General features: G+C 55.6%; 29 protein-coding genes. All 29 read left to right on the top strand.

Annotated elements, in window-relative coordinates; all coding sequences use genetic code 11:
- The first annotated feature begins 54 nt into the window (after window positions 1-54).
- Complete coding sequence (tuf, locus tag ACX5K5_RS11555; protein ID WP_188684945.1) at window positions 55-1,245, top strand: elongation factor Tu; 1,191 nt, start codon at window positions 55-57, stop codon at window positions 1,243-1,245.
- Between the two features lie 177 nt (window positions 1,246-1,422).
- Window positions 1,423-5,121 (top strand): hypothetical protein, encoded by a 3,699-nt coding sequence (locus tag ACX5K5_RS11550; protein WP_459174423.1) that lies wholly within the window; start codon window positions 1,423-1,425, stop codon window positions 5,119-5,121.
- A gap of 398 nt (window positions 5,122-5,519) precedes the next feature.
- Window positions 5,520-5,828: a 30S ribosomal protein S10 gene (gene rpsJ / locus ACX5K5_RS11545; protein ID WP_013349689.1), complete on the top strand. Its 309-nt coding sequence runs from the start codon at window positions 5,520-5,522 to the stop codon at window positions 5,826-5,828.
- Window positions 5,829-5,848: 20 nt separating this feature from the next.
- On the top strand, window positions 5,849-6,499 hold the full coding sequence (gene rplC, locus ACX5K5_RS11540) for a 50S ribosomal protein L3 (protein WP_096256903.1): 651 nt from the start codon (window positions 5,849-5,851) through the stop codon (window positions 6,497-6,499).
- 4 nt (window positions 6,500-6,503) lie between these two features.
- Entirely contained in the window at window positions 6,504-7,106 is a 603-nt protein-coding gene (gene rplD / locus ACX5K5_RS11535) for a 50S ribosomal protein L4 (RefSeq protein WP_188684941.1), read from the top strand.
- Window positions 7,106-7,408, top strand: coding sequence for a 50S ribosomal protein L23 (rplW, locus tag ACX5K5_RS11530; RefSeq protein ID WP_096256901.1), 303 nt, complete (start codon window positions 7,106-7,108; stop codon window positions 7,406-7,408). Before rplD ends, rplW begins: the two co-directional genes overlap by 1 nt.
- 31 nt (window positions 7,409-7,439) lie before the next feature.
- Window positions 7,440-8,279 (top strand): 50S ribosomal protein L2, encoded by an 840-nt coding sequence (gene rplB, locus ACX5K5_RS11525; RefSeq protein ID WP_096256900.1) that lies wholly within the window; start codon window positions 7,440-7,442, stop codon window positions 8,277-8,279.
- Between the two features lie 12 nt (window positions 8,280-8,291).
- On the top strand, window positions 8,292-8,573 hold the full coding sequence (gene rpsS / locus ACX5K5_RS11520; protein WP_096256899.1) for a 30S ribosomal protein S19: 282 nt from the start codon (window positions 8,292-8,294) through the stop codon (window positions 8,571-8,573).
- A gap of 59 nt (window positions 8,574-8,632) precedes the next feature.
- Entirely contained in the window at window positions 8,633-8,998 is a 366-nt protein-coding gene (gene rplV, locus ACX5K5_RS11515) for a 50S ribosomal protein L22 (RefSeq protein ID WP_096256898.1), read from the top strand.
- Entirely contained in the window at window positions 8,999-9,790 is a 792-nt protein-coding gene (rpsC, locus tag ACX5K5_RS11510) for a 30S ribosomal protein S3 (RefSeq protein ID WP_096256897.1), read from the top strand.
- On the top strand, window positions 9,791-10,207 hold the full coding sequence (gene rplP / locus ACX5K5_RS11505) for a 50S ribosomal protein L16 (RefSeq protein ID WP_096256896.1): 417 nt from the start codon (window positions 9,791-9,793) through the stop codon (window positions 10,205-10,207). It abuts the gene before it with no gap.
- A gap of 2 nt (window positions 10,208-10,209) precedes the next feature.
- Window positions 10,210-10,479: a 50S ribosomal protein L29 gene (gene rpmC, locus ACX5K5_RS11500; RefSeq protein ID WP_096256895.1), complete on the top strand. Its 270-nt coding sequence runs from the start codon at window positions 10,210-10,212 to the stop codon at window positions 10,477-10,479.
- The gene (gene rpsQ, locus ACX5K5_RS11495; protein WP_096256894.1) at window positions 10,479-10,766 is read left to right on the top strand and encodes a 30S ribosomal protein S17; all 288 of its coding nucleotides are present in this window, start codon (window positions 10,479-10,481) and stop codon (window positions 10,764-10,766) included. Before rpmC ends, rpsQ begins: the two co-directional genes overlap by 1 nt.
- Before the next feature lie 197 nt (window positions 10,767-10,963).
- Complete coding sequence (locus ACX5K5_RS11490; protein ID WP_346059040.1) at window positions 10,964-12,106, top strand: GIY-YIG nuclease family protein; 1,143 nt, start codon at window positions 10,964-10,966, stop codon at window positions 12,104-12,106.
- 165 nt (window positions 12,107-12,271) lie between these two features.
- Complete coding sequence (locus tag ACX5K5_RS11485; RefSeq protein ID WP_459174422.1) at window positions 12,272-12,556, top strand: VOC family protein; 285 nt, start codon at window positions 12,272-12,274, stop codon at window positions 12,554-12,556.
- A gap of 27 nt (window positions 12,557-12,583) precedes the next feature.
- A complete protein-coding gene (locus ACX5K5_RS11480) occupies window positions 12,584-13,528 on the top strand; it encodes an endonuclease/exonuclease/phosphatase family protein (protein WP_459174421.1) in 945 nt (314 codons plus the stop codon).
- Window positions 13,529-13,862: 334 nt separating this feature from the next.
- A complete protein-coding gene (rplN, locus tag ACX5K5_RS11475) occupies window positions 13,863-14,234 on the top strand; it encodes a 50S ribosomal protein L14 (protein ID WP_096256889.1) in 372 nt (123 codons plus the stop codon).
- Between the two features lie 2 nt (window positions 14,235-14,236).
- Window positions 14,237-14,581 carry a 50S ribosomal protein L24 gene (rplX, locus tag ACX5K5_RS11470; RefSeq protein WP_096256888.1) on the top strand — a complete coding sequence of 115 codons (345 nt, stop codon included), beginning with the start codon at window positions 14,237-14,239 and terminating at the stop codon, window positions 14,579-14,581.
- Window positions 14,581-15,150 (top strand): 50S ribosomal protein L5, encoded by a 570-nt coding sequence (rplE, locus tag ACX5K5_RS11465; protein ID WP_096256887.1) that lies wholly within the window; start codon window positions 14,581-14,583, stop codon window positions 15,148-15,150. The genes rplX and rplE overlap by 1 nt, the downstream gene beginning before the upstream one ends.
- A 57-nt stretch (window positions 15,151-15,207) precedes the next feature.
- The gene (gene rpsH, locus ACX5K5_RS11460) at window positions 15,208-15,606 is read left to right on the top strand and encodes a 30S ribosomal protein S8 (protein WP_096256886.1); all 399 of its coding nucleotides are present in this window, start codon (window positions 15,208-15,210) and stop codon (window positions 15,604-15,606) included.
- Window positions 15,607-15,626: 20 nt separating this feature from the next.
- Window positions 15,627-16,163, top strand: coding sequence for a 50S ribosomal protein L6 (gene rplF, locus ACX5K5_RS11455; protein ID WP_096256885.1), 537 nt, complete (start codon window positions 15,627-15,629; stop codon window positions 16,161-16,163).
- Window positions 16,164-16,165: 2 nt separating this feature from the next.
- Entirely contained in the window at window positions 16,166-16,537 is a 372-nt protein-coding gene (gene rplR / locus ACX5K5_RS11450; RefSeq protein WP_096256884.1) for a 50S ribosomal protein L18, read from the top strand.
- A 29-nt stretch (window positions 16,538-16,566) separates the two neighbouring features.
- Window positions 16,567-17,247, top strand: coding sequence for a 30S ribosomal protein S5 (rpsE, locus tag ACX5K5_RS11445; protein WP_170947910.1), 681 nt, complete (start codon window positions 16,567-16,569; stop codon window positions 17,245-17,247).
- A 3-nt stretch (window positions 17,248-17,250) separates the two neighbouring features.
- Complete coding sequence (gene rpmD / locus ACX5K5_RS11440; RefSeq protein WP_096256882.1) at window positions 17,251-17,457, top strand: 50S ribosomal protein L30; 207 nt, start codon at window positions 17,251-17,253, stop codon at window positions 17,455-17,457.
- A 2-nt stretch (window positions 17,458-17,459) separates the two neighbouring features.
- Entirely contained in the window at window positions 17,460-17,915 is a 456-nt protein-coding gene (gene rplO, locus ACX5K5_RS11435) for a 50S ribosomal protein L15 (RefSeq protein WP_096256881.1), read from the top strand.
- A 252-nt stretch (window positions 17,916-18,167) separates the two neighbouring features.
- A complete protein-coding gene (gene secY / locus ACX5K5_RS11430; RefSeq protein ID WP_324093130.1) occupies window positions 18,168-19,472 on the top strand; it encodes a preprotein translocase subunit SecY in 1,305 nt (434 codons plus the stop codon).
- Window positions 19,469-20,041 (top strand): adenylate kinase, encoded by a 573-nt coding sequence (locus ACX5K5_RS11425; RefSeq protein ID WP_459174420.1) that lies wholly within the window; start codon window positions 19,469-19,471, stop codon window positions 20,039-20,041. The genes secY and ACX5K5_RS11425 overlap by 4 nt, the downstream gene beginning before the upstream one ends.
- Before the next feature lie 131 nt (window positions 20,042-20,172).
- Window positions 20,173-21,003, top strand: coding sequence for a type I methionyl aminopeptidase (gene map, locus ACX5K5_RS11420; RefSeq protein WP_188684930.1), 831 nt, complete (start codon window positions 20,173-20,175; stop codon window positions 21,001-21,003).
- Between the two features lie 207 nt (window positions 21,004-21,210).
- Window positions 21,211-21,432, top strand: coding sequence for a translation initiation factor IF-1 (infA, locus tag ACX5K5_RS11415; protein WP_096256877.1), 222 nt, complete (start codon window positions 21,211-21,213; stop codon window positions 21,430-21,432).
- The last annotated feature ends 129 nt before the right edge of the window (window positions 21,433-21,561 follow it).

Genomic DNA, 21,561 nt, shown 5'->3' with positions numbered 1-21,561 from the left:
TGCGAACCGCGCAAACGAAAGTAAGTCTTCTGTAAACGTTTCTAGGAGGAACCTGTGGCAAAGGCAAAGTTCGAGCGGACCAAGCCGCACGTCAACATCGGCACCATTGGTCACGTTGACCACGGTAAGACCACGTTGACCGCTGCCATCTCCAAGGTACTTGCTGACAAGTACCCAGATGTCAACGAGCAGCGCGACTTCGCGTCGGTTGACTCGGCTCCAGAAGAGCGCCAGCGCGGTATTACCATCAATATCTCGCACGTTGAGTACCAGACCCCGAGCCGTCACTACGCACACGTTGACGCTCCAGGCCACGCTGACTATGTCAAGAACATGATCACCGGTGCTGCTCAGATGGACGGCGCAATCCTCGTGGTTGCCGCTACTGACGGCCCAATGGCTCAGACCCGCGAGCACGTTCTGCTGGCGCGCCAGGTTGGTGTTCCAACCTTGATGGTCGCACTGAACAAGTCGGACATGGTTGAGGACGAGGAGCTCCTAGAGCTCGTCGAGATGGAAGTTCGCGAACTTCTTTCCTCGCAGGGCTTCGATGGCGATGACGCTCCAGTGGTTCGCGTTTCGGGCCTGAAGGCTCTGGAAGGCGATCCAGTATGGACCAAGTCCATCGAGGATCTGATGGATGCTGTCGATACCTACATCCCGAACCCAGTTCGTGATCGCGACAAGCCATTCCTGATGCCAATTGAAGACGTCTTCACCATCACCGGTCGCGGTACCGTTGTAACCGGTCGCGCCGAGCGTGGCACCCTGAAGATCAACTCGGAGGTCGAGATCGTCGGCATCCGTCCGATCCAGAAGACCACCGTTACCGGTATCGAGATGTTCCACAAGCAGCTTGACGAAGCATGGGCCGGCGAGAACTGTGGCCTGCTGCTTCGCGGTCTGAAGCGCGACGATGTTGAGCGTGGACAGGTTATCGTAGCCCCAGGCTCGATCACCCCACACACCGGCTTCGAAGCTAACGTCTACATCCTGTCGAAGGACGAAGGCGGACGTCACAACCCGTTCTACTCGAACTACCGTCCGCAGTTCTACTTCCGCACCACCGACGTCACCGGCGTCATCACGTTGCCAGAAGGCACCGAGATGGTTATGCCTGGCGACAACACCGAAATGTCGGTTGAGCTGATTCAGCCAATCGCCATGGAAGATGGCCTCGGCTTCGCTATCCGCGAAGGCGGCCGCACCGTTGGTTCGGGCAAGGTCACCAAGATCACCAAGTAGTTCGCTACTAATGATCTAGACCGACTGGTCTGACATAAAAGATCTCCACTACTTCTTTGCGAAGTAGTGGAGATCTTTTTGCTTAACCACGCGTGTAACCTCGCAAGTATATCTAGACAGTGGTCTAATTGGAGGAGTGGATATCCCGTGGTGGGCTCAACTAGTTAAGGGCGAAGTATGTTCTGGTTCATCGTAGTGATGTTGCTCTTGGCGTTGAGCTTTTTCATCGGATATCGAGTCGGTGAAAAGAAGCAGTCCACTGATGCCCAAGCAAAACAGCAGGCCTGGCAAGAGGGCTATAACGCAGCCACCAGCTACGCCGCACGCGAAGCCAAACAAGCGGCGCCGGCAACTGGGCAGGTGCAGCAGCCTGTCAGTAATGCACCGCCAACTACTGGGCCACTCACCGAGTGGACACCGGATGACCAGCTGCAAAGTACGCACGCAGGAGCTTATGCGCAGCCACCGGTTAAGCCTGCTGCTCCGCTAGCGCCAGCGCGTCCGGTCAAGGTGCTCACTGCACGCGAACGCGAACTACGCAATATCAACGTCACGTTGTACGTGGCGGCGCTGCTCATCGTGGCCGCCGCCGCCCTCTTCCTCAGCTTCGCGTTACCACCGCTTCCTAAACTCATTGCCCTCTTTGTGCTCGCCGCAGCGTTTTACGGCGGTGGCCTCTACGTGCATGCGGCAAAGAAAAACCTCAAGCCTGCCGCGAGCGCATTCGCCGGAACCAGTCTGGCCTTACTTCCGCTATCGGGAATCGCCACTTATCAGACGCTGTCGCTCTCTGCCCCGGTCCTCTGGCTGATCTTCTCGGTCATTGGCACGCTCGCCGTAGGTTTTGCCACGGTTCGATTACGTTCGCGGGTGCTCGCGTGGATTGCAGTTTTCGTCTTGGTCTCCACCACCATGGCCTGCGCAGCCACGGTGCAACGAGGCATCTTGTTCTACCTGCTCTTCTTGCTGGTGCTTTCGGTGGTTTTACTCGTGCTGGCCGTACGCAGCGAAAAGGTTCGCTCCTCACTGTTCTATTCGGCAGTTTTTGCCACCGGGCAACTTCTGCCGTTGCTAGTGCTCGGCTTAGCACTGGTCATGTATACCTCGTTGAACCCACGCGATCTGCTCTGGGTCTTCTTCCTGGTGACCGCTCACCTGCTACTCACGATTCGGCTCATAAAGCAGTTCCGGTTGTACCGGCTCTACGCGGCACGAGTGACCTTCATGCTGCTGATTTTTGCTACCGGCAATTACTTAGCGTTGGAAGCACAAACTACCTGGGCCATCAGCGCTGCGCTCTGGGCCGGACAAGCCTTAGCCGTCACATACTTCGCCCGAGGCTACCGCCAGCTCTTCTCGGTCCCCGCCAGCTGGTGGCGAACCGAACGCATTGCACTGTGGGTGCTGGTCGCCGGCTCACTGCTGGTGGCGTTGGCGCAGGTTACCGGACCAGTGGTGCCGTGGGGCTATGCCGTGCTACTGATTCCGTTGCTGCAGGTATTCTCGCTGTCTGCGCTGCATCATCGCGGAAAAATTGAGGCCGTCGCCATCGTGCTGCTGGCGGTGTTAGCCGTAGTAGCCAGCGACCTATTTGCTTGTCGAGTACTGCCAGCGTTGGCAGTAGCTATCCTTGGGCTGACCCTTGCGTTCCGCAACGAAACACAGCGTCAATGGCACCTTGTCTTGGATCTGACCCGCTGGCTTGGCGTACTTGTCTTCGGTGGTTTTGTGGGCCGAGCCCTGCAACAGCTGCTGACCGGGTTTGAGCAACCAACGGGCATTGCACAAGGCTACGGCCGAGATGCAGCGGTGTTCGAATCCTTGAACTTAGCATGGGTGGTGGGTTTATGGTTGCCGCTCTTTGCGCTGTGGTTGATCTCGACCCTTCGTAGCAGACGTCAGCTTCCGCCCACACGAGAACACCTCATTCATTTTGGTGCTTCGGTAATGCTCGCGGTGCTTACGCTGAGCTATGTCCTGTCGCTGCACAACACGGTGACTTCAATTGGGGAAGCGAGCTTCCTGACGCTGAGTGTAGGAACTTGGCTCGCCTTGGGGATCATCCTCGCGCTAGTCAATGTGATACTGGCAGGCTGGCGTCTGGATAACCATGGACAGCAACGAGATGCGCAAATACTGCGCATCATGGTGTTGGTAGCCAGTGCCGCACTGTTGATCTTTAGTTTCCAAAGTTTAGTGCTCATCGTGGCGGTTGTCGGACTGACAAATCTAAGCTTCTATCTACTCAATGCCCGCAAGGTCCAGGCGCCACAATGGAAAACGGTTTACGCCGCTGCCGCGCAACTGACCTTCAGCTTGAGTATTTGGTGGTTCGCGAACTACCTAGACGTCGACTTCTCCGGACGCTTCGCACTGCTGATAGTTTCGGTGATGCTTCCGCAACTGGTCCGCTTGTTCCTAGTGATGCGCGCAAAGCGTGCACTGAGTCGGGAAATGCGTTGGATTACCGTGGGCCTTGTCGCCCTGCTGCCGTTGGTCTTGCTCGTCGGTGACTTCGGCTTCGGGCTATATGACCGTGGCACCATGCTGTTAGGGATCAGCCTTTGGATTATTCACTCGGTGAAGGGATTCTACGCACTGAGGAAACAAACGACGCATGCAGAGTTCCTGTTATTCGCTACGGTGATCGGTCTCTGTGGGCTGGTCTATATTCAAGGTGTTCAGAGTTTCGAGGCGACTGGGTGGATTCACGGGCCTTGGTGGTCTGTGCAGGTGGCACAAATCCTGCTGCTCGCCGTGGCGCTACTGGCACTTGCCACGCAATGGCCCTTGCGGAATTCACAAACGCTGCGCTTTGCCCCAGTTTTTGGAACACTCTTTGCGCTGTTCGCCATCACCTTGGCCACCACCGGTGCGGGCTGGACCGCGTTGGTCCTGCTGGTTACCTCGGTACAACTAGCGCTTTTGGTGCATACCAAAAAGATTGCTTGGTTGGCGGCCGGATCCAGTGTGGCACTGTTCGCTGCCATTGGCCAAGGTATTGCCTACTGGCGTGAAGGCACTACCTTTAGCCTGCAGTCGTGGATGGATCTAACTTGGCAACTACTGCTCACCACGATTCTGTTACTGGTCACTTCGCTACTGCATGGCAGGTTCGCGGACCCTGCGCCGCGCTACCCACGGGACGTGCGCTCTTCCAAAGCCGCTGCCGGACAAGCCGCTCGTATTTATTTTGCTGCAACGATTCTCAGCACGGGGGTCGCTGGCTTACTGGTGCACTATAACGATCCGCGCACCGCGTGGATTATCGCCGGCGCTGTACTGATCTTTGCCGCCGGCGCCTTGACCAGGTACTTCGAATTGCCCACACGCTGGCAGCTGTGGGGGACTGACGCGCTGATAGTGCTCGGCGCATTCTTGGCCTTCAGCAGTTACGTTCAGATACGCCAGATGCCTGTAGCCAGTATCTACTTCCTCTACTTCACGATGATTACGATTATTCTGTCTGCGCGGCACTTCGTGGGCAAACGAGGTCCTCTTGCCCATCGGTATGTGATCATGAGCGCGGTCTTAGCCTCGCTGACCCAGATCAGTACCCTGATAGACGGTAATGGAGTAGCGCAGGTCTTTAGCCTGTTCTTCTTTGCCGCCTTGATTGTCCTGGGGCTCAAGCTTGGACGGAAACGCTACATCTGGTGGGGTGCGATTGCCATTACCGCGGCCGTATTGTGGTTCTTGCGTTATCTGGCCTTCCTCTGGCTGGTACTTGCCGGGATTGGCTTGATCGTGGCCGCGGTGCTGAAGCTGGTCCGGGTGGAACGCAAACCACGCACCGATGAGCAGCGAGGCGAAACCCACGCTGAGTTCGGTCAGGATGAAAATTCACGGCCAGATCAGGACAATTTGAACTCGTGAGGTCAAGATCACGGCGCCAAATCAGTCCAAAAGATTTGCGCGAGGGCGGTCGACCTGTCAGACTAGATAAGTTGCTTGATTGCAACCCGATCCCCGCGAGGGGTAATCGGAATTGGTTTGTTCGACAGGGATCGACTCTCACGCAGGATAATGCCTGGGGTTCGGGATCGATACAACGGTGACAAACAAAAAGATCTTCGCACAAGGTGATAACTATGTCGGAATTGTCGTGACTGAAAATTTCACGACACGCCCGACCGCGGGGGTCGGAGCCACCTGCGGGTGAGGAACCCGGATCTCATCCGGATTCAGTCGCAGCGTAAGGCGTGCCGGTTCGCAAGAACCCGTATATAGGCACAGTAATTTTTGATAGTGCTAACAGGAAGAGGCATGACGCCATGGCGGGACAGAAAATCCGCATCCGGCTGAAGTCGTATGACCACGAGGTCATTGACGTTTCGGCCCGGAAGATCGTTGAGACGGTCACGCGCGCAGGCGCAACCGTAGTCGGCCCAGTGCCGCTGCCAACGGAAAAGAACGTGTACTGCGTTATCCGTTCGCCACACAAGTACAAAGACAGCCGTGAGCACTTCGAAATGCGCACGCACAAGCGTCTGATCGACATTGTTGATCCGACCCCGAAGGCCGTAGATTCGCTGATGCGTCTCGATCTGCCAGCGGATGTCAACATCGAAATCAAGCTTTAAGGGGAGGTGGCGAGAAAACTATGACCGCAACCCGCAATGTAAAGGGCCTGTTGGGCACGAAGCTCGGCATGACCCAGGTTTGGGATGAAAACAACATTCTGATCCCAGTCACCGTCGTGCAGGCTGACAGCAACGTTGTCACCAAGCTAGTTAATGCAGAACGTGACGGCTACACCGCAGTTCAGATCGGCTACGGCCAGATCGACCCACGCAAGGTCACCAAGCCACTGGCTGGTCACTTTGAAGCTGCCGGCGTGACCCCACGTCGTCACCTGGTGGAACTGCGTACCGAAGACGTCGCAGAGTACACCGCAGGACAGGAACTATCCGTAGAGCTGTTCAACGCTGGCCAGAAGGTCGATGTTGTTGGCACCTCGAAGGGTAAGGGTTTCGCTGGCGTTATGAAGCGTCACGGATTCCACGGTGCTCCTGCATCCCACGGTGCTCACAAGAACCACCGTAAGCCAGGTTCCATCGGCGGCGCATCGACCCCAGGTCGCGTCTTCCGTGGACAGAAGATGGCTGGTCGTATGGGTGCTGAGCGCGTAACCACTCAGAACCTGACCATTCACGCCATCGACGCTGAGAAGAACCTCCTGCTGATCAAGGGTGCCGTTCCAGGCGCTCGCGGTCGCGTCGTTCTCGTACGCACCGCCGTGAAGGGAGCATAAGTAAATGACTAAGGCACTTAACGTCGAACTGCCAGAGAGCATCTTCGCCGTACAGACCAACGTCCCACTGTTGCACCAGGTTGTTGTTGCACAGTTGGCTGCTGCCCGTCAGGGTACCCACAAGACCAAGGACCGCTCGGAAGTTTCCGGCGCCGGTCGTAAGCCGTTCAAGCAGAAGGGTACCGGCCGCGCCCGTCAGGGTTCGATCCGTGCTCCACACATGACCGGCGGTGGCATTGTCCACGGTCCAACCCCACGCGACTACTCGCAGCGTACCCCGAAGAAGATGAAGGCGGCTGCACTGCGCGGCGCTTTGTCTGATCGTGCTCGCTTCGATCGTGTTCACGTGATCGAGAACCTGGTTTCTGGCGAAAAGCCATCGACCAAGGAAGCTCTGGCTACCTTGCGTTCGTTGACCGAACGTAAGAACCTGCTCGTCGTCATTGATCGCGCAAACGATGTTGCTGCCCTTTCGGTACGCAACCTTGATTCTGTGCACGTTCTATACGTCGACCAGTTGAACACCTACGATGTTCTGGTTTCGGATGACGTAGTCTTCACCAAGGCTGCCTTCGAAGCACTGGTCCAGAAGGAGGAAGCCAAGTAATGAGCATCTTCTCAAAGGCTCCGCACGACGTGGTCATCGCACCAGTCGTTTCGGAAAAGAGCTACGGCCTAATCGATGAAGGTCAGTACACCTTCTTGGTTGACCCACGTTCAAACAAAGCGGAAATCAAGAATGCCGTTGAAGCTATCTTCAACGTCAAGGTTGAGTCCGTAAACACCATGAATCGAACCGGTAAGCGCAAGCGCACCAAATTCGGGTGGGGTGCACGTAAGGATACCAAGCGTGCAATCATCACTTTGAAAGAAGGATCGATTGACATCTTCGGCGGTCCGCTTTCCTAAGCGGAGACCACTTTAACGAGGAATATAAATAATGGGAATTCGTAAGTACAAGCCAACTACCCCGGGTCTTCGTGGCTCGTCGGTAGCTGACTTCGCAGAAATCACCCGATCGACTCCGGAAAAGTCACTGGTTCGTCCACTCACCAAGACTGGCGGCCGTAACAACTCCGGTAAGATCACCACCCGACACAAGGGTGGCGGACACAAGCGTGCCTACCGCGTCATCGACTTCCGTCGTCATGACAAAGATGGCGTTCCGGCAACCGTTGCTCACATCGAGTACGATCCGAACCGCACCGCACGTATCGCTTTGCTCCACTACATTGATGGAACCAAGCGCTACATCGTGGCACCGAACAACCTCAAGCAGGGCGACAAGGTCGAGGCCGGCCCAGCAGCGGATATCAAGCCAGGTAACAACCTGCCGCTTCGTAACATCCCTGTTGGTTCAGTTATCCACGCTGTCGAGTTGCGCCCAGGCGGTGGCGCCAAAATGGCTCGCTCCGCTGGCTCATCGATCCAGCTTGTAGCTCGTGAAGGCCGCTTCGCGCAGTTGCGTCTGCCATCCGGCGAAATCCGCAACGTTGATGTGCGCTGCCGCGCAACCATCGGCGAAGTTGGTAACGCTGAGCAGATCAACATCAACTGGGGTAAGGCTGGCCGTATGCGCTGGAAGGGCGTTCGCCCAACCGTGCGTGGCGTTGCCATGAACCCAATTGATCACCCGCACGGTGGTGGCGAGGGTAAGACGTCCGGTGGACGTCACCCAGTCAACCCGAACGGTAAGCGCGAGGGTCGTACTCGTCGTCCAAATAAGGAAAGCGACAAGCTCATTGTGCGTCGTCGCAAGACCGGCAAGAACAAGCGATAGGAGCCTGGAAACATGCCACGCAGCCTGAAGAAAGGCCCCTTCGTCGATCAGCACCTCTTCCTCAAGGTCGAAGCTGAGAACGAAAAGGGCACCAAGAACGTCATCAAGACGTGGTCCCGCCGTTCGATGATCATCCCGGACATGCTGGGACACACCATCGCCGTGCACGACGGTCGTAAGCACATTCCTGTGTTTGTTACCGAATCAATGGTCGGTCACAAGCTCGGAGAGTTTGCATTGACCCGCACGTTCCGTGGCCACGTGAAGGACGACAAGAAGGGCAAGCGTCGCTAGGTCCCGCAAGGGATCTAGAGATGCTTAGCACTTCTTCGAAAGACGAGAGAAGGAAAGCAATGGAAGCCAAGGCAATTGCGCGCCATATCCGCGTGACGCCTATGAAGGCCCGGCGCGTCGTCAACCTTGTTCGTGGTCTACAGACGAACGAAGCGCTGGCTATCTTGAAGTTTGCCCCACAGGCAGCTTCGGAGCCAGTGTACAAGGTTGTCGCATCGGCAGTGGCTAACGCCCGTGCCGCCGCGGACCGCGCAGGTGAAGCATTCAATGAGGACGAGCTGATCATCAGCGAAGCGTTTGTTGACGAGGGACCGACCATGAAGCGGTTCCAGCCGCGAGCTCAGGGTCGCGCATTCCAGATCAAGAAGCGCACCAGCCACGTCACCGTGGTTGTTTCAACCCCGGAGAAGGGTGGGGAGAACTAAATGGGACAGAAGGTAAACCCGAACGGTTTCCGTCTCGGCATCACCACTGACCACGTTTCGCACTGGTTCGCCGATAGCAGCAAGCCAGGACAGCGCTACGCAGATTACGTAAAAGAAGACGTAAAAATCCGCGCATTGCTGTCTACCGGAATGGATCGTGCAGGCATTGCCCGCGTAGAGATCGAACGTACTCGTGACCGTGTTCGTGTGGATATCCACACCGCACGTCCGGGCATCGTTATCGGTCGCCGCGGCGCCGAAGCAGATCGCATCCGTGGCGCACTGGAGAAGATGACAGCTAAGCAGGTTCAGCTGAACATCCTCGAGGTCAAGAACCCTGACATGGAGGCCCAGTTGGTCGCCCAGGGCATCGCCGAGCAGCTTGCTTCACGTGTGGCTTTCCGCCGCGCGATGAAGAAGGCAATGCAGTCGGCAATGCGCGCTGGTGCCAAGGGCATCCGCGTTCAGTGCTCCGGTCGACTTGGCGGTGCAGAAATGTCCCGCAAGGAGTTCTACCGCGAAGGTCGTGTGCCACTGCACACCCTGCGTGCGAACATCGACTTTGGTAAGTTCGAAGCCAAGACCACCTTCGGCCGTATCGGCGTAAAGGTTTGGATCTACAAGGGTGACGTAACCGCCAAGGAACTTGCTGCACAGCAGGCCGCTGCCGCTCCGGCACGCGGTGGCCGTGGTGGCGCTGGCAACGATCGTCCACGTGGTGGCGAGCGTCGTCGACGTCCAGAACGTAGCAAGGGCGCTGCAGCTCCGGCTGCGGAAGGAGGACAGGCTTAAATGCTTATCCCACGTCGAGTAAAGTTCCGTAAGCAGCACCACCCAAAGCGCTCCGGCGCTGCCAAGGGCGGAACCACTGTTTCATTCGGTGAATACGGCATTCAGGCTCTTACTCCTGCTTACGTGACCAACCGTCAGATCGAGGCAGCTCGTATCGCGATGACCCGTCACATCAAGCGTGGCGGTAAGGTCTGGATCAATATTTACCCAGACCGTCCACTGACGAAGAAGCCAGCCGAAACCCGCATGGGTTCCGGTAAGGGTTCCCCGGAGTGGTGGGTTGCCAACGTAAAGCCAGGACGCATCTTGTTTGAACTTGATGGCGTCTCCGAAGAGGTAGCTAAAGAGGCATTGCGCCTAGCAATCCACAAGCTGCCATTGAAGGCACGTATCGTGCGTCGTGAGGGTGGTGAATAGGGATGGCTATTGGTTCTAAGGATCTAAGCGTCGAGTCCCTGGACGGCTTCGATAATGCTCGTTTGAACGAGGAATTGAAGAAGGCCAAGGCAGAACTGTTCAACCTGCGTTTCCAGTCGGCTACCGGCCAGCTAGAAACTCACGGCAACTTGAAGTCCATTAAGCGCGATATCGCACGCATTTACACTGTAATGCGTGAGCGTGAATTGGGTCTTCGTCAGGAAGTCGTTGTCCCGGTTGAAGAGACCAAGAAGGGCAAGGAAACCAAGTAATGAGCGAGAAGGATAACGTCGTGGATGCAGCTGTAGAGCGCAACGACCGCAAGACCCTCCGTGGTTACGTGGTTTCCGACAAAATGCAGAAGACCATCGTCGTTGACGTTGAGGACCGTGTTAAGCACGCCCTTTACGGCAAGGTCATGCGTCGCAACAAGAACGTGAAGGCTCACGACGAGAACAATGAAGCCGGCATTGGCGACTTGGTTGTAATCGCAGAGACTCGCCCATTGTCAGCAGACAAGAACTGGCGTCTCGTTGAGATCGTTGAGAAGGCTAAGTAAGCTTTCTTAGTGATTTCACGGATTACGTGAATATCTGAAAACGCCCCGAACACTTCGCAAGAAGAGTTCGGGGCGTTTTTGCGTGCCCGAATACTCTTGATCTTGTTGTTGGGCAGCTAGAAGGAGAGAGCCTATGCCCGCGCGTATTAGCCGGACTGCGGTGGAGCCCGCAAAATACGTCAAGTAATGTGAATTTGATGAATGACATGAATAGTGATGTTGCAGCCAAACAACCCGTTTTTCCAGGGCGCGTCGACCACGTGTATTGCATTTCAATCGACCCTTCGGAATCCGAACGTGAAGTTGTTTATATTGGTCAATCCGTGACTCCTGGCCGCGCTTTGAAGCATTTCAAAAGTCATAACACTAAGCTGCAACAGCGATTGGCTGGACACGAAGCATGGAGAATCAGCTTCCAGAACCTGGAGGTAGCTTCAGCTGAAGATACCAATATTTTTGAGAGCCTCGCTATCGATCTGGTTAAGCATGACGGGCGATTTAATTCAGTCAATGGTTTGGAGGGATCCACTGTATTTCGACCCCGTGCCTTCTATCCACAGCACAATCTCCCGGTAAAGAACGGCATTTATGTACGGTGGGAATGGATAGACGGGGTAAATCGAGCACTTGAGGTGACAGACATTGCACCGTCAACTGACCCAGCTGAACCAGGGGTATATCAGCGTTGGTGGGTGACCCCTTCATTGCGTTCAAAGAACTTGCACCCGGTTCTTGAGGGCATCAGAGCGTTGATTAAATCTGTAGAAGATCAAGGCGCCGTGCGATTCCAAAATCCGTACTTTCAGTACCTAGCTGATATGGGGCTGGATGCTATGGATTCTCTTCCAGCAGCAGGCCGAGGAGTAACACTCCAAGAGCTATATAAGGATCTTTCGGGTTCATTCGTTTATGTTCAGATCAATGACAAAGTCTTTGAAGACGTGGGTGATACACGCACCGGGTTACAACCCGGTTTGGGCCATGACGCATTGAAAGACCGTGTGGAAAAATTCTGGGACAAGAGTTCGTCCTCGCTAACTTCAGGACGTACGCTGAGCAGGTTACTCACGCCGGAAGACAGGGCCTTGTTGGCGGACTCGGAAAGACCGCGGTTTCTAGTAGGCGCAGTTAGCGGCACAAAAATTATCTTGGGTATCTGGAAACTAGATATTGCGTCTACAGAATCGTGGCTTGACCCAGGACAGGGCAAAGTGGTCTTTCCGATAACAGACCCAGCCAGTAAGGACCTTCTTGCGACGTATGTGGGAGCGCGGATAGGTGACCACTTAGACATGAATAGCAAAGCTGTGAAATGGATCGACGTCGCTCCGTCGATGTGACAACTGAGGAAAAACTCAAAGTATGGTCGGTGTAGCCACGAAGGTACAGCCCGCCGCCAATTGTCGATCACGGGGAATCCGGCTGTGCCTAAAGAAAACCTAGAGCAAAACTGGAACTGGTGGAACCAGAGTTCATCACAACTGCGATGAACTGAACTGAACCACGTGTTGCAGGATCATGATTACGGTCTGGTTGAGTCGGCTGAGCCGCCGAACGCTTGTTATTCCATGGCGCTGTACTGCCAGGACGTGGACGAGCTGCTGGCCAAGGCCGTGGCTACCGGTGCGCATATTCGAGAGCCGGCGGCAACCTTCGTGTCGGGAGATCGTTTCGCGTCAATTATTGATCCCTTCGGTGCGCGCTGGTCACTGATGTGCAGAGTAGTAGATCTTTCCGAAGAAGAGAGCAAAGAACGTGTTGCGCGGTGGGCGACTGAACAGCAGGGCTAGCCGATGTTGAACCGATAAAGTCGACATATGAGAAAAGACGGTCAGCAACAACAGCAGAGCACTTTTTTGATTCTGTTGATCGTCATATCGGCGCTCCTCGCCGCCTTGCCGTATGTGCCCTGGTTGGCCGGCGGAATCGTTCCTAAGGTTCAAGCCTTTGCCAGTTGGTTGTTGCTCGTCCCGCTCGGGGCTTTGATTCTCACGATGTTGAAAAGGAAACGCAGGACAGCAGTGGTGTTTGTGGTCTTGTTAGTCATTGGCCTTATTCCGCAGGTACACATGGCGCCATCCGGCCAAAGCGAATCCACGGCTGAGTTACGAGTGCTGAGCTTCAACGCCTACCGCGCCGAAGCAAGTAGCAATGAACTGGCCGCGCTGATCAAAGAAGTACAACCTGACCTTCTGATCTTGGTGGAGACCAACGAGAGACTACACAAGGACTTAACTTCTCTTGGTGCGTTGGAAGGCCTGGATTTCAGGACAGCGCAGGCGCCTGCCGGGGGAGTGCGTGACACCGTGATCTTCTCCAAGAACCCGATGACCGAGATCGATTCGGGGCTCAGCGAGCGAGATACCGGATGGTTTGCCATGCCAACTGTCGAGGTAGACGTGGCTCAGCAACGTGTACTGGTTGCCGGTGTGCACGTCTATCCGCCGCTGAAGGATGCAAAGCGGTGGCGCCGAGGTTTGTCGGCAATCGATACGTGGGTACAGGCGCATTCTGAATCCCCGATGATTCTCGCCGGTGATTTCAACTCAACTCGGGGACACCGGCTGTACACAGATGCCGTTGCCGGCTTGGCCGAGGCAAGCGGCTTGCGTCCGCAAGCGACGTGGCCCCAGGGAATGCTCCCGTTCCCGGTCATAGAGATAGATCACATTATCGGACAGGCCGTGACGTTCTCTCAAGCGGGTGCGACGCCGGTCTCCGGTTCGGATCATCTTGCGGTGCATGCGACCGCGCGGTTCTAATCCCCGAAATTACGCGGTAGATCCCGGGATGGTGTGACCAACAACGCTCAGTTACGCCCTACCACACCATTTCTAAATGATGCCAATCTAGGCTAGACTTGAAAACCTGTGCGCGCTTCATTCGGGGACTATCCACCTTCGGTGTAGTGCAGTGCGGCCTGACACCGTCTTGCCGCGCAGTACAGCCTCGGTATTTTACGCCTCGGCCCTGCCAACAATTGGGATCAGCATTCGGTGCGCCCGCGTCGGTGGGGGTAAGCGATACGTATCGTGGAGACCATATCCGTTCCGCAAGGCTCATTTATGAGAACCAGCGAGACGACAGGAGTAAGCAGTGATTCAGAAAGAGTCGCGACTTAAGGTTGCCGATAACACTGGTGCTAAGGAAATCCTTACCATCAACGTGCTCGGTGGCTCCAAGCGTCGCTACGCAAGCATTGGTGACACTATTGTCGCCACCGTCAAGGATGCAATCCCAGGCGGCAACGTAAAGAAGGGTGACGTCGTCAAGGCTGTCATCGTTCGCACCAAGAAGGAAATCCGTCGTGCAGACGGTTCCTACATCAAGTTCGACGAGAACGCTGCAGTGATCCTCAAGGGTGACGCCGCAGATCCTCGTGGAACTCGTATCTTCGGCCCAGTGGGCCGCGAGCTTCGTGACAAGAAGTTCATGAAGATCGTTTCCCTGGCTCCGGAGGTGCTGTAAGCATGGGTGCAAAGATTAAGAAGGGTGATCTGGTTCAGATCATCTCGGGCAAGGAACGTGGCAAGCAGGGCAAGGTCCTGACTGTCATCACCGCCACTTCGCGCGTACTTGTTGAAGGCGTTAACCGCGTCACCAAGCACACCAAGGCCGGCCAGTCCGAAAACGGAACCACCTCCGGTGGCATCGAGGTTGTTGAGGCACCAGTTCACGTTTCTAACGTGGCAGTGGTTGACCCAGAAACCAAGAAGCCAACCCGCGTTGGTTTCCGTGAGGAAACTGTCGAAAAGAACGGTGTGTCCAAGACTGTGCGCGTCCGTTACGCCAAGGCTTCCGGAAAGGATCTGTAATGACTGAGACAGCCACCAAGATCCAGCCACGTCTGAAGGCTAAGTACGCCGCAGACATCCGCCCTGCATTGCAGGAGCAGTTCAGCTACGGCAACCCAATGCAGGTTCCAACCCTGACCAAGGTTGTTGTGAACATGGGTGTCGGCGAGGCCGCTAAGGATTCGAAGCTCATCGAAGGCGCCGTTCGCGATCTGACCGCAATTACCGGTCAGAAGCCAGTGGTTACCAAGGCTCGCAAGTCGATCGCACAGTTCAAGCTGCGCGAAGGCATGCCAATTGGTACCCACACCACCTTGCGCAATGATCGCATGTGGGAATTCGTTGATCGTTTGATCACCCTGGCACTGCCTCGTATCCGCGACTTCCGCGGTCTGAGCGACCGTCAGTTCGATGGCAATGGCAACTACACTTTCGGTCTGACCGAACAGTCGATGTTCCATGAAATCGATCAGGACAAGATCGATCGCGTGCGCGGTATGGACATCACTGTGGTGACCACCGCCAAATCTGACGATGAAGGCCGTGCCTTGCTCAAGGCTCTGGGCTTCCCGTTCAAGACCTCCAACTAATCTCACTACGTTACAGGTCCGCTAAGGAAACCGTAACGAGGAAGGGCTGAAGCCCACATGTCTATGACAGATCCAGTCGCAGATATGCTGACTCGACTGCGTAACGCTAACTCGGCATACCACGACACTGTGTCGATGCCATCGAGCAAGCTCAAAGTACGCATTGCTAACATCCTCAAGGAACAGGGCTACATTGCCTCGTTCGAGGAAGTTGCAGCAGAAGTCGGCAAGACGCTGACCATCAACCTGAAGTTCGGCCCATCGCGTGAGCGTTCAATCGCTGGCGTACGCCGTATCTCCAAGCCAGGCTTGCGTGTATACGCAAAGTCCACCAACTTGCCTCACGTGCTCGGTGGTCTTGGTATCGCAATCCTGTCCACCTCCTCCGGTCTGCTTACTGACCGTCAGGCTGCAAAGAAGGGCGTAGGTGGGGAAGTCCTCGCCTACGTCTGGTAACGGAAAGGGAGCAACAGACAATGTCACGTATTGGACGTCTTCCGATTACCGTCCCAGCAAACGTTGAGATGACTGTGGATGGCCAGAAGGTCACCGCTAAGGGCCCGAAGGGTGAGCTTACGCACACCGTTCAGGCACCTATCACCGTTGCCAAGGATGAGAACACCGTTACCGTGTCCCGCCCGAACGACAACCGCGAATCGCGCTCGTTGCACGGCTTGAACCGCACCTTGATCAACAACATGATCATCGGTGTGACCGAGGGATACGAAAAGAAGCTTGAAATCCACGGTACCGGTTACCGTGTGGTTGCCAAGGGCTCAGACCTGGAGCTTGCTCTGGGTTACTCGCACCCTGTCAAGGTAAACGCCGTTGATGGCATTACCTTTACCGTCGAAGGCAACAACAAAATCACCATCGCTGGTATTGATAAGCAGCACGTCGGTGAAGTTGCCGCCAATATCCGCAAGCTGCGTAAGACCGAGCCTTACAAGGGCAAGGGCATTCGCTACGCTGGCGAGATCATCCGCCGCAAGGTCGGAAAGGCTGGTAAATAATTATGGCTATCGGAATCAAGGGCAAGAGCCGCTCCGCTTCACGCGGACGTCGCCACATCCGTGTGCGCAAGCGCATCGTTGGTACCTCGGTACGCCCACGCCTGGTCATCAACCGCTCGGCTCGTCACATGTTCGTACAGATCGTGGACGACTCACAGGGTCTTACCCTGGCCAGCGCTTCGACCATGGAAGCAGATCTTCGCGCAAGCGATGCAGACAAGACCGCAAAGTCCAAGCGCGTTGGTGAGCTCGTTGCAGAGCGCGCCAAGGCTGCTGGGATTGAAGCAGTTGTCTTCGACCGCGGTGGCAACCGCTACCACGGTCGCGTGGCAGCTATTGCTGACGGCGCACGTGAAGGTGGGCTGGCACTGTGAGCGAAGCTACTAACAAGAAGGAAACTCAGGTGTCTGAAGCTACTGAAGCAGCCTCGACCGCTGCAGCTCCTGCCACGGAAAAGACCGGCGCCGCTCGCGGCGAAGGACGTGGACGTGGTGGAGAAGGCCGTGGCCGTGGCGAGGGTCGTGGCCGTGGCCGCGATTCGAAGGACAGCCGCAATGACGACAAGGACAAGTTCCTTGAGCGCGTTGTAGCTATCAACCGCGTATCCAAGGTCGTCAAGGGTGGTCGTCGCTTTAGCTTCACCGCACTTGTCGTTGTAGGCGACGGCGACGGAATGGTCGGCGTTGGCTACGGTAAGGCCAAGGAAGTTCCAGCAGCTATCGCCAAGGGCGTTGAAGAGGCTAAGAAGTCCTTCTTCCGCGTTCCACGCGTTGGCGGAACCATCCCACACCTGGTCAAGGGTGAGGCCGCCGCTGGCGTCGTCTTGCTCCGTCCAGCATCCCCGGGTACCGGCGTTATCGCCGGCGGTCCGGTGCGTGCCGTGTTGGAATGTGCTGGTATCCAGGACATCCTTTCGAAGTCGATGGGTTCAAGCAACCAGATCAACATCGTGAAGGGCACCATTGCCGCGCTGAAGGGTCTCGAAGAGCCTGCAGCAGTTGCAGCTCGCCGTGGTCTTCCACTGGACGAAGTTGCTCCAGCAGCTATGTTGCGTCACATCCAGACCCAGAAGGCTGGTGCTTAATCAATGGCTAAGAACATTGTTCCAAGCGACGTCACTCTGGAAATCACCCAGATCAAGTCCATCATTGGTGGTAGCCAGGTTCAGCGCGATATCGTTCGCTCGCTGGGTCTGAAGCGTATCGGACACACCGTTGTCCGCACCGCTGACCCTGTGACCGTAGGTATGGTCAACAAGGTCCCGCACCTGTTGAAGGTTGAGGAGGCTAAGTAAAGATGGCTATAAAAGAATCCGCACTTAAGATCCACCACCTGCGTCCCGCTGAAGGTGCCAAGAAAGCTAAGACCCGTGTTGGTCGTGGCGAGGCATCCAAGGGTAAGACTGCAGGCCGTGGTATGAAGGGCACGAAGGCTCGTTACCAGGTCAAGGCAGGCTTCGCAGGTGGACAGCTTCCGCTGCACATGCGTCTGCCAAAGCTGCGAGGCTTCAAGAACCCATTCCGCGTCGAGTACCAGGTTGTAAACCTGGACAAGATCTCGGAATTGTTCCCAGAGGGTGGCGAAGTCACCGTCGAGGCACTTGTTGCTAAGGGCGCAGTTCGCAAGAACCAGCCAGTCAAGGTGCTTGGCACCGGCGACCTAACGGTCAAGGTTGACGTGAAGGTTAACGCCTACTCGACTTCCGCAACCGAGAAGATCGCTGCTGCTGGCGGCCAGGCAGAAACCCTCTAAATCAGGGTTTGAGCTTAAGCTAAATCCCCGGTGAGCTTGTTTAGACAAGCTCACCGGGGATTTTCTTATCTTTCATCATGCGACTATGACGCGAAGTAAATCCACGTAACACGCCGATTTTATGCCAATAACGCTAAAAAACGGCTGCTGACTGTGTGGCGTATTTGGCACGATAGTACATTAGACGGCTAGAATCATTAGGTCATAGCAAGAGTCTTTATCGAGACTCAGGCACATACTTCAGGAGGACGCTTGTTCAGCGCCATAGCCCGAGTTTTTCGGACGCCTGACCTGCGCAACAAATTGCTTTTCACCCTCGGGATCATTGCGATCTATCGAGTCGGCGTTTTCATTCCGGCCCCGGGTGTCGATTACAGCAACGTTCAGCAGTGTCTGGCGATGGGTTCAACCACCGGTGGTCTTTATCAGTTCGTTAACCTCTTCAGCGGCGGCGCCCTGTTGCAGGTATCGATCTTTGCCATGGGTATCATGCCGTACATTACGGCCGCCATCATTGTGCAACTATTGCGTGTGGTGATCCCGCACTTCGAAGAGCTGCATAAAGAAGGCCAAGCAGGCCAAGGCAAACTGACCCAGTACACCCGCTACCTGACCATCGCGTTGGCCCTACTTCAGGGCACCACGTTGATCACCTTGGCGCGTACCGGCGGACTTTTCCCAAGCTGTACCCTTCCGCTGATCCCAGATGATTCCATCATGGTGATCTTGCTGATGATCTTCGCACTGACCGCAGGCACCGGCCTGATCATGTGGATGGGCGAAATGATCACCGAGCGCGGTATCGGCAACGGCATGTCCATCCTGATCTTCATCTCGATCGCTTCGGGCTTCCCATCGGCTATGGGTGCTATCCAGCAGTCGCAGGGTTGGGGCACCTTCCTTGGTGTTATCGCCGTGGGCTTGTTGGTGATTGCACTTGTGGTGTTCGTGGAGCAGTCTCAGCGCCGTGTTCCGGTGCAGTACGCCAAGCGCACCATCGGGCGACGTACCGTGGGTGGAACGTCCACCTACATCCCGCTGAAGGTCAACATGGCGAACGTGATCCCGGTGATCTTCGCCAGCTCGATTCTTGCACTGCCGCAGATGATTGTTTCGTTCAATCAGAATGATGACGGCACGCTGCCTGAATGGGCGATGTGGTTGCAGACCCACTCGGCGTCCTCCTCGCCGTGGTACATGCTTGTTTACACGCTGTTTATCATTGGCTTCACCTACTTCTATGTGGCGATTACCTTCAACCCTGTTGAGGTCTCGGACAATATGAAGAAGTACGGTGGCTTCATTCCAGGCATTCGTGCCGGTAAGCCAACCGCAGATTACCTGCAGTTCGTGATTTCACGAATCACTTTTGCGGGCGCCTTGTATCTGGCGTTCGTTGCGTTGATCCCGCTGATCGCCTTTGTGCTGTTCAACGCTGACCAGAACTTCCCATTTGGCGGCACCTCGATTCTCATCATGGTTGGTGTGGGTCTGGAAACCGTCAAACAAATCAATGCTCAAATGCAGCAACGAAACTACGAAGGGCTACTGCGATGAGTCGACTGCTAATTATTGGTCCGCCAGGTGCCGGCAAAGGCACCCAGGCAGTGAAGATCTCCGAGCGTCTGGAGATCGTCGCGATCTCCACCGGTGACATCTTCCGTGCCAACGTCAAGGGCGGCACCCCACTGGGTGTTGAAGCTAAGAAGTACATTGACGCCGGCAACTTCGTCCCAGACTCGGTCACCAACAACATGGTTGAAGATCGTCTGGCACAAGAAGACGTAGCCAACGGCTTCTTGCTTGATGGCTACCCACGCACCAGCGCACAGGTTGATGCTTTGGATGCAATGCTCAAAGCTCAGAACGTTGAGTTGGATGCAGTCTTGCAGCTCACCGCAGATGATGATGAGCTCGTAGCTCGTCTGCTCAAGCGTGCAGAAATCGAAGGCCGTGCAGATGATACCGAAGAGGTCATCCGTCACCGCCTGAGCCTGTACAACGAAGAGACCCGCATCGTGGTTGACCGTTATGAAGAGCGTGGCATTGTCCGCAAGGTAGATGGCCTCGGTGCCATTGACGAGGTCACCGAGCGCGTGCTCGCGGCCTTGAACGTCAGCGCCTAGCAAATACCAGTTCACACATAGGGACCGAGCCACAACCAGCCTGTGCAGGCCGTGGCCCGGTCCCTATGTAGTTTCAGCGAAGCAAACAACCCGCATGCGGATTGTAAATATAAGAATTAAGGAGCATTACCTTGGCTCTAGGTCAGCCGCGAATTGAGTACAAAACCAATTCGCAGATACTAAAAATGCGCGAGGCCGGTCTGGTTCTCGCCGAAGCACTGGATGAAGCCAGCGCCGCCGCTCGCCCGGGCGTCACCACCAAGTCAATCGACGCGATCTTCGCGAAGGTTCTCGAACGCCACGGAGCTACCAGTAACTTCTTGGGTTACCACGGCTTCCCGGCATCCATCTGTGCCTCGGTAAACCACGAAGTGGTTCACGGTTTCCCCAGCGACTATGAACTCAAAGATGGTGACGTACTCAAGATTGACGGCGGCGCGATTATCGACGGCTGGCACTCGGACTCGGCTCGCACCGTGCTGATTGGCAACGTTGATCCTGCCGACCAGCGTTTGAGCGAGATCACCGAGCAGGCTATGTGGGCCGGCATTGCCGCGTTCTCCAAGGCACGTTTCATCGGTCAGATCGGTGAAGCCATTGATGACTTTGTCAGCTCTCAGCCAGGTGCTCCGCTGGGGATCTTGGAAGACTACTGTGGCCACGGGATCGGCTCGGCCATGCATATGGCTCCGGACGTGTTGAACTACAACACCGGACACCGTGGCCCACGGATCAAGCCAGGGATGGCTTTGGCTATCGAGCCAATGTTGGTTCGTGGCCAGATCGGCACCTCGGTGTTGGAAGATGACTGGACCGTCGTCACCGACGATAAGGCCAACGCCTCGCAGTGGGAGCACACCGTGGCCATCCACTTGGGTGGCATTTGGGTACTCAGTGCCCATGATGGGGGAGCGGCCGGACTGGCACCATTTGGCGTCACTCCATCGCCCATCACAGCGTAATTCGTAGTTCCGGTACCCACGAGGTGCCGGAACTAACATTTTTAGTGCGCCCTTGGATTTGTCCTTGGCTCTGCTGATGGCGTATTCTTAATTTTTGGTTGTCTATTTAATGCGCCTAAAACTCTCAGGAGCTTTGGCGAAGTTGAAACAATCAGAACCAATTACTTGTTAATGGAAAATCATTGGCAACAAAAGTTAGCGGGGAAAATGGGCAAGAAGGAAGGCGTCATCCAGGTAGAGGGCTCTGTGTCCGAAGCGCTGCCGAACGCGATGTTTCGCGTAGAGCTGCCAAACGGTCACGTAGTACTTGCAACTATCTCGGGTAAGATGCGTCAGCACTACATTCGTATCCTCCCAGAGGATCGTGTGCAGGTTGAAATGAGCCCATACGACCTCAACAGAGGCCGTATCGTTTACCGCTACAAGTAAATCTGCAGTCCATAGACATTTTTGACGGACGTTGACGAGAAATCGTTGCTAACGTCCGTCTGACTAATGTTCTTGGGACAAGCTGTTTGTTTACTGCTCCACACAATAACTGCAACCGCCAAAGGACAA

The sequence above is a fragment of the Glutamicibacter bergerei genome, from assembly GCF_054495185.1.
Note: the sequence above shows the minus strand (reverse complement) of the source record. Positions and strands in the feature narration are given on the sequence as shown.

Bases quoted from the DNA above. Each gene is read 5' to 3' on its own strand.
- ACX5K5_RS11550 (WP_459174423.1), top strand. From the start codon at position 1,423: ATGTTCTGGTTCATCGTAGTGATGTTGCTCTTGGCGTTGAGCTTTTTC.
- rpsJ (WP_013349689.1), top strand. From the start codon at position 5,520: ATGGCGGGACAGAAAATCCGCATCCGGCTGAAGTCGTATGACCACGAG.
- rplC (WP_096256903.1), top strand. From the start codon at position 5,849: ATGACCGCAACCCGCAATGTAAAGGGCCTGTTGGGCACGAAGCTCGGC.
- rplD (WP_188684941.1), top strand. From the start codon at position 6,504: ATGACTAAGGCACTTAACGTCGAACTGCCAGAGAGCATCTTCGCCGTA.
- rplW (WP_096256901.1), top strand. From the start codon at position 7,106: ATGAGCATCTTCTCAAAGGCTCCGCACGACGTGGTCATCGCACCAGTC.
- rplB (WP_096256900.1), top strand. From the start codon at position 7,440: ATGGGAATTCGTAAGTACAAGCCAACTACCCCGGGTCTTCGTGGCTCG.
- rpsS (WP_096256899.1), top strand. From the start codon at position 8,292: ATGCCACGCAGCCTGAAGAAAGGCCCCTTCGTCGATCAGCACCTCTTC.
- rplV (WP_096256898.1), top strand. From the start codon at position 8,633: ATGGAAGCCAAGGCAATTGCGCGCCATATCCGCGTGACGCCTATGAAG.
- rpsC (WP_096256897.1), top strand. From the start codon at position 8,999: ATGGGACAGAAGGTAAACCCGAACGGTTTCCGTCTCGGCATCACCACT.
- rplP (WP_096256896.1), top strand. From the start codon at position 9,791: ATGCTTATCCCACGTCGAGTAAAGTTCCGTAAGCAGCACCACCCAAAG.
- rpmC (WP_096256895.1), top strand. From the start codon at position 10,210: ATGGCTATTGGTTCTAAGGATCTAAGCGTCGAGTCCCTGGACGGCTTC.
- rpsQ (WP_096256894.1), top strand. From the start codon at position 10,479: ATGAGCGAGAAGGATAACGTCGTGGATGCAGCTGTAGAGCGCAACGAC.
- ACX5K5_RS11490 (WP_346059040.1), top strand. From the start codon at position 10,964: ATGAATGACATGAATAGTGATGTTGCAGCCAAACAACCCGTTTTTCCA.
- ACX5K5_RS11480 (WP_459174421.1), top strand. From the start codon at position 12,584: ATGAGAAAAGACGGTCAGCAACAACAGCAGAGCACTTTTTTGATTCTG.
- rplX (WP_096256888.1), top strand. From the start codon at position 14,237: ATGGGTGCAAAGATTAAGAAGGGTGATCTGGTTCAGATCATCTCGGGC.
- rplE (WP_096256887.1), top strand. From the start codon at position 14,581: ATGACTGAGACAGCCACCAAGATCCAGCCACGTCTGAAGGCTAAGTAC.
- rpsH (WP_096256886.1), top strand. From the start codon at position 15,208: ATGTCTATGACAGATCCAGTCGCAGATATGCTGACTCGACTGCGTAAC.
- rplF (WP_096256885.1), top strand. From the start codon at position 15,627: ATGTCACGTATTGGACGTCTTCCGATTACCGTCCCAGCAAACGTTGAG.
- rplR (WP_096256884.1), top strand. From the start codon at position 16,166: ATGGCTATCGGAATCAAGGGCAAGAGCCGCTCCGCTTCACGCGGACGT.
- rpmD (WP_096256882.1), top strand. From the start codon at position 17,251: ATGGCTAAGAACATTGTTCCAAGCGACGTCACTCTGGAAATCACCCAG.
- rplO (WP_096256881.1), top strand. From the start codon at position 17,460: ATGGCTATAAAAGAATCCGCACTTAAGATCCACCACCTGCGTCCCGCT.
- ACX5K5_RS11425 (WP_459174420.1), top strand. From the start codon at position 19,469: ATGAGTCGACTGCTAATTATTGGTCCGCCAGGTGCCGGCAAAGGCACC.
- infA (WP_096256877.1), top strand. From the start codon at position 21,211: ATGGGCAAGAAGGAAGGCGTCATCCAGGTAGAGGGCTCTGTGTCCGAA.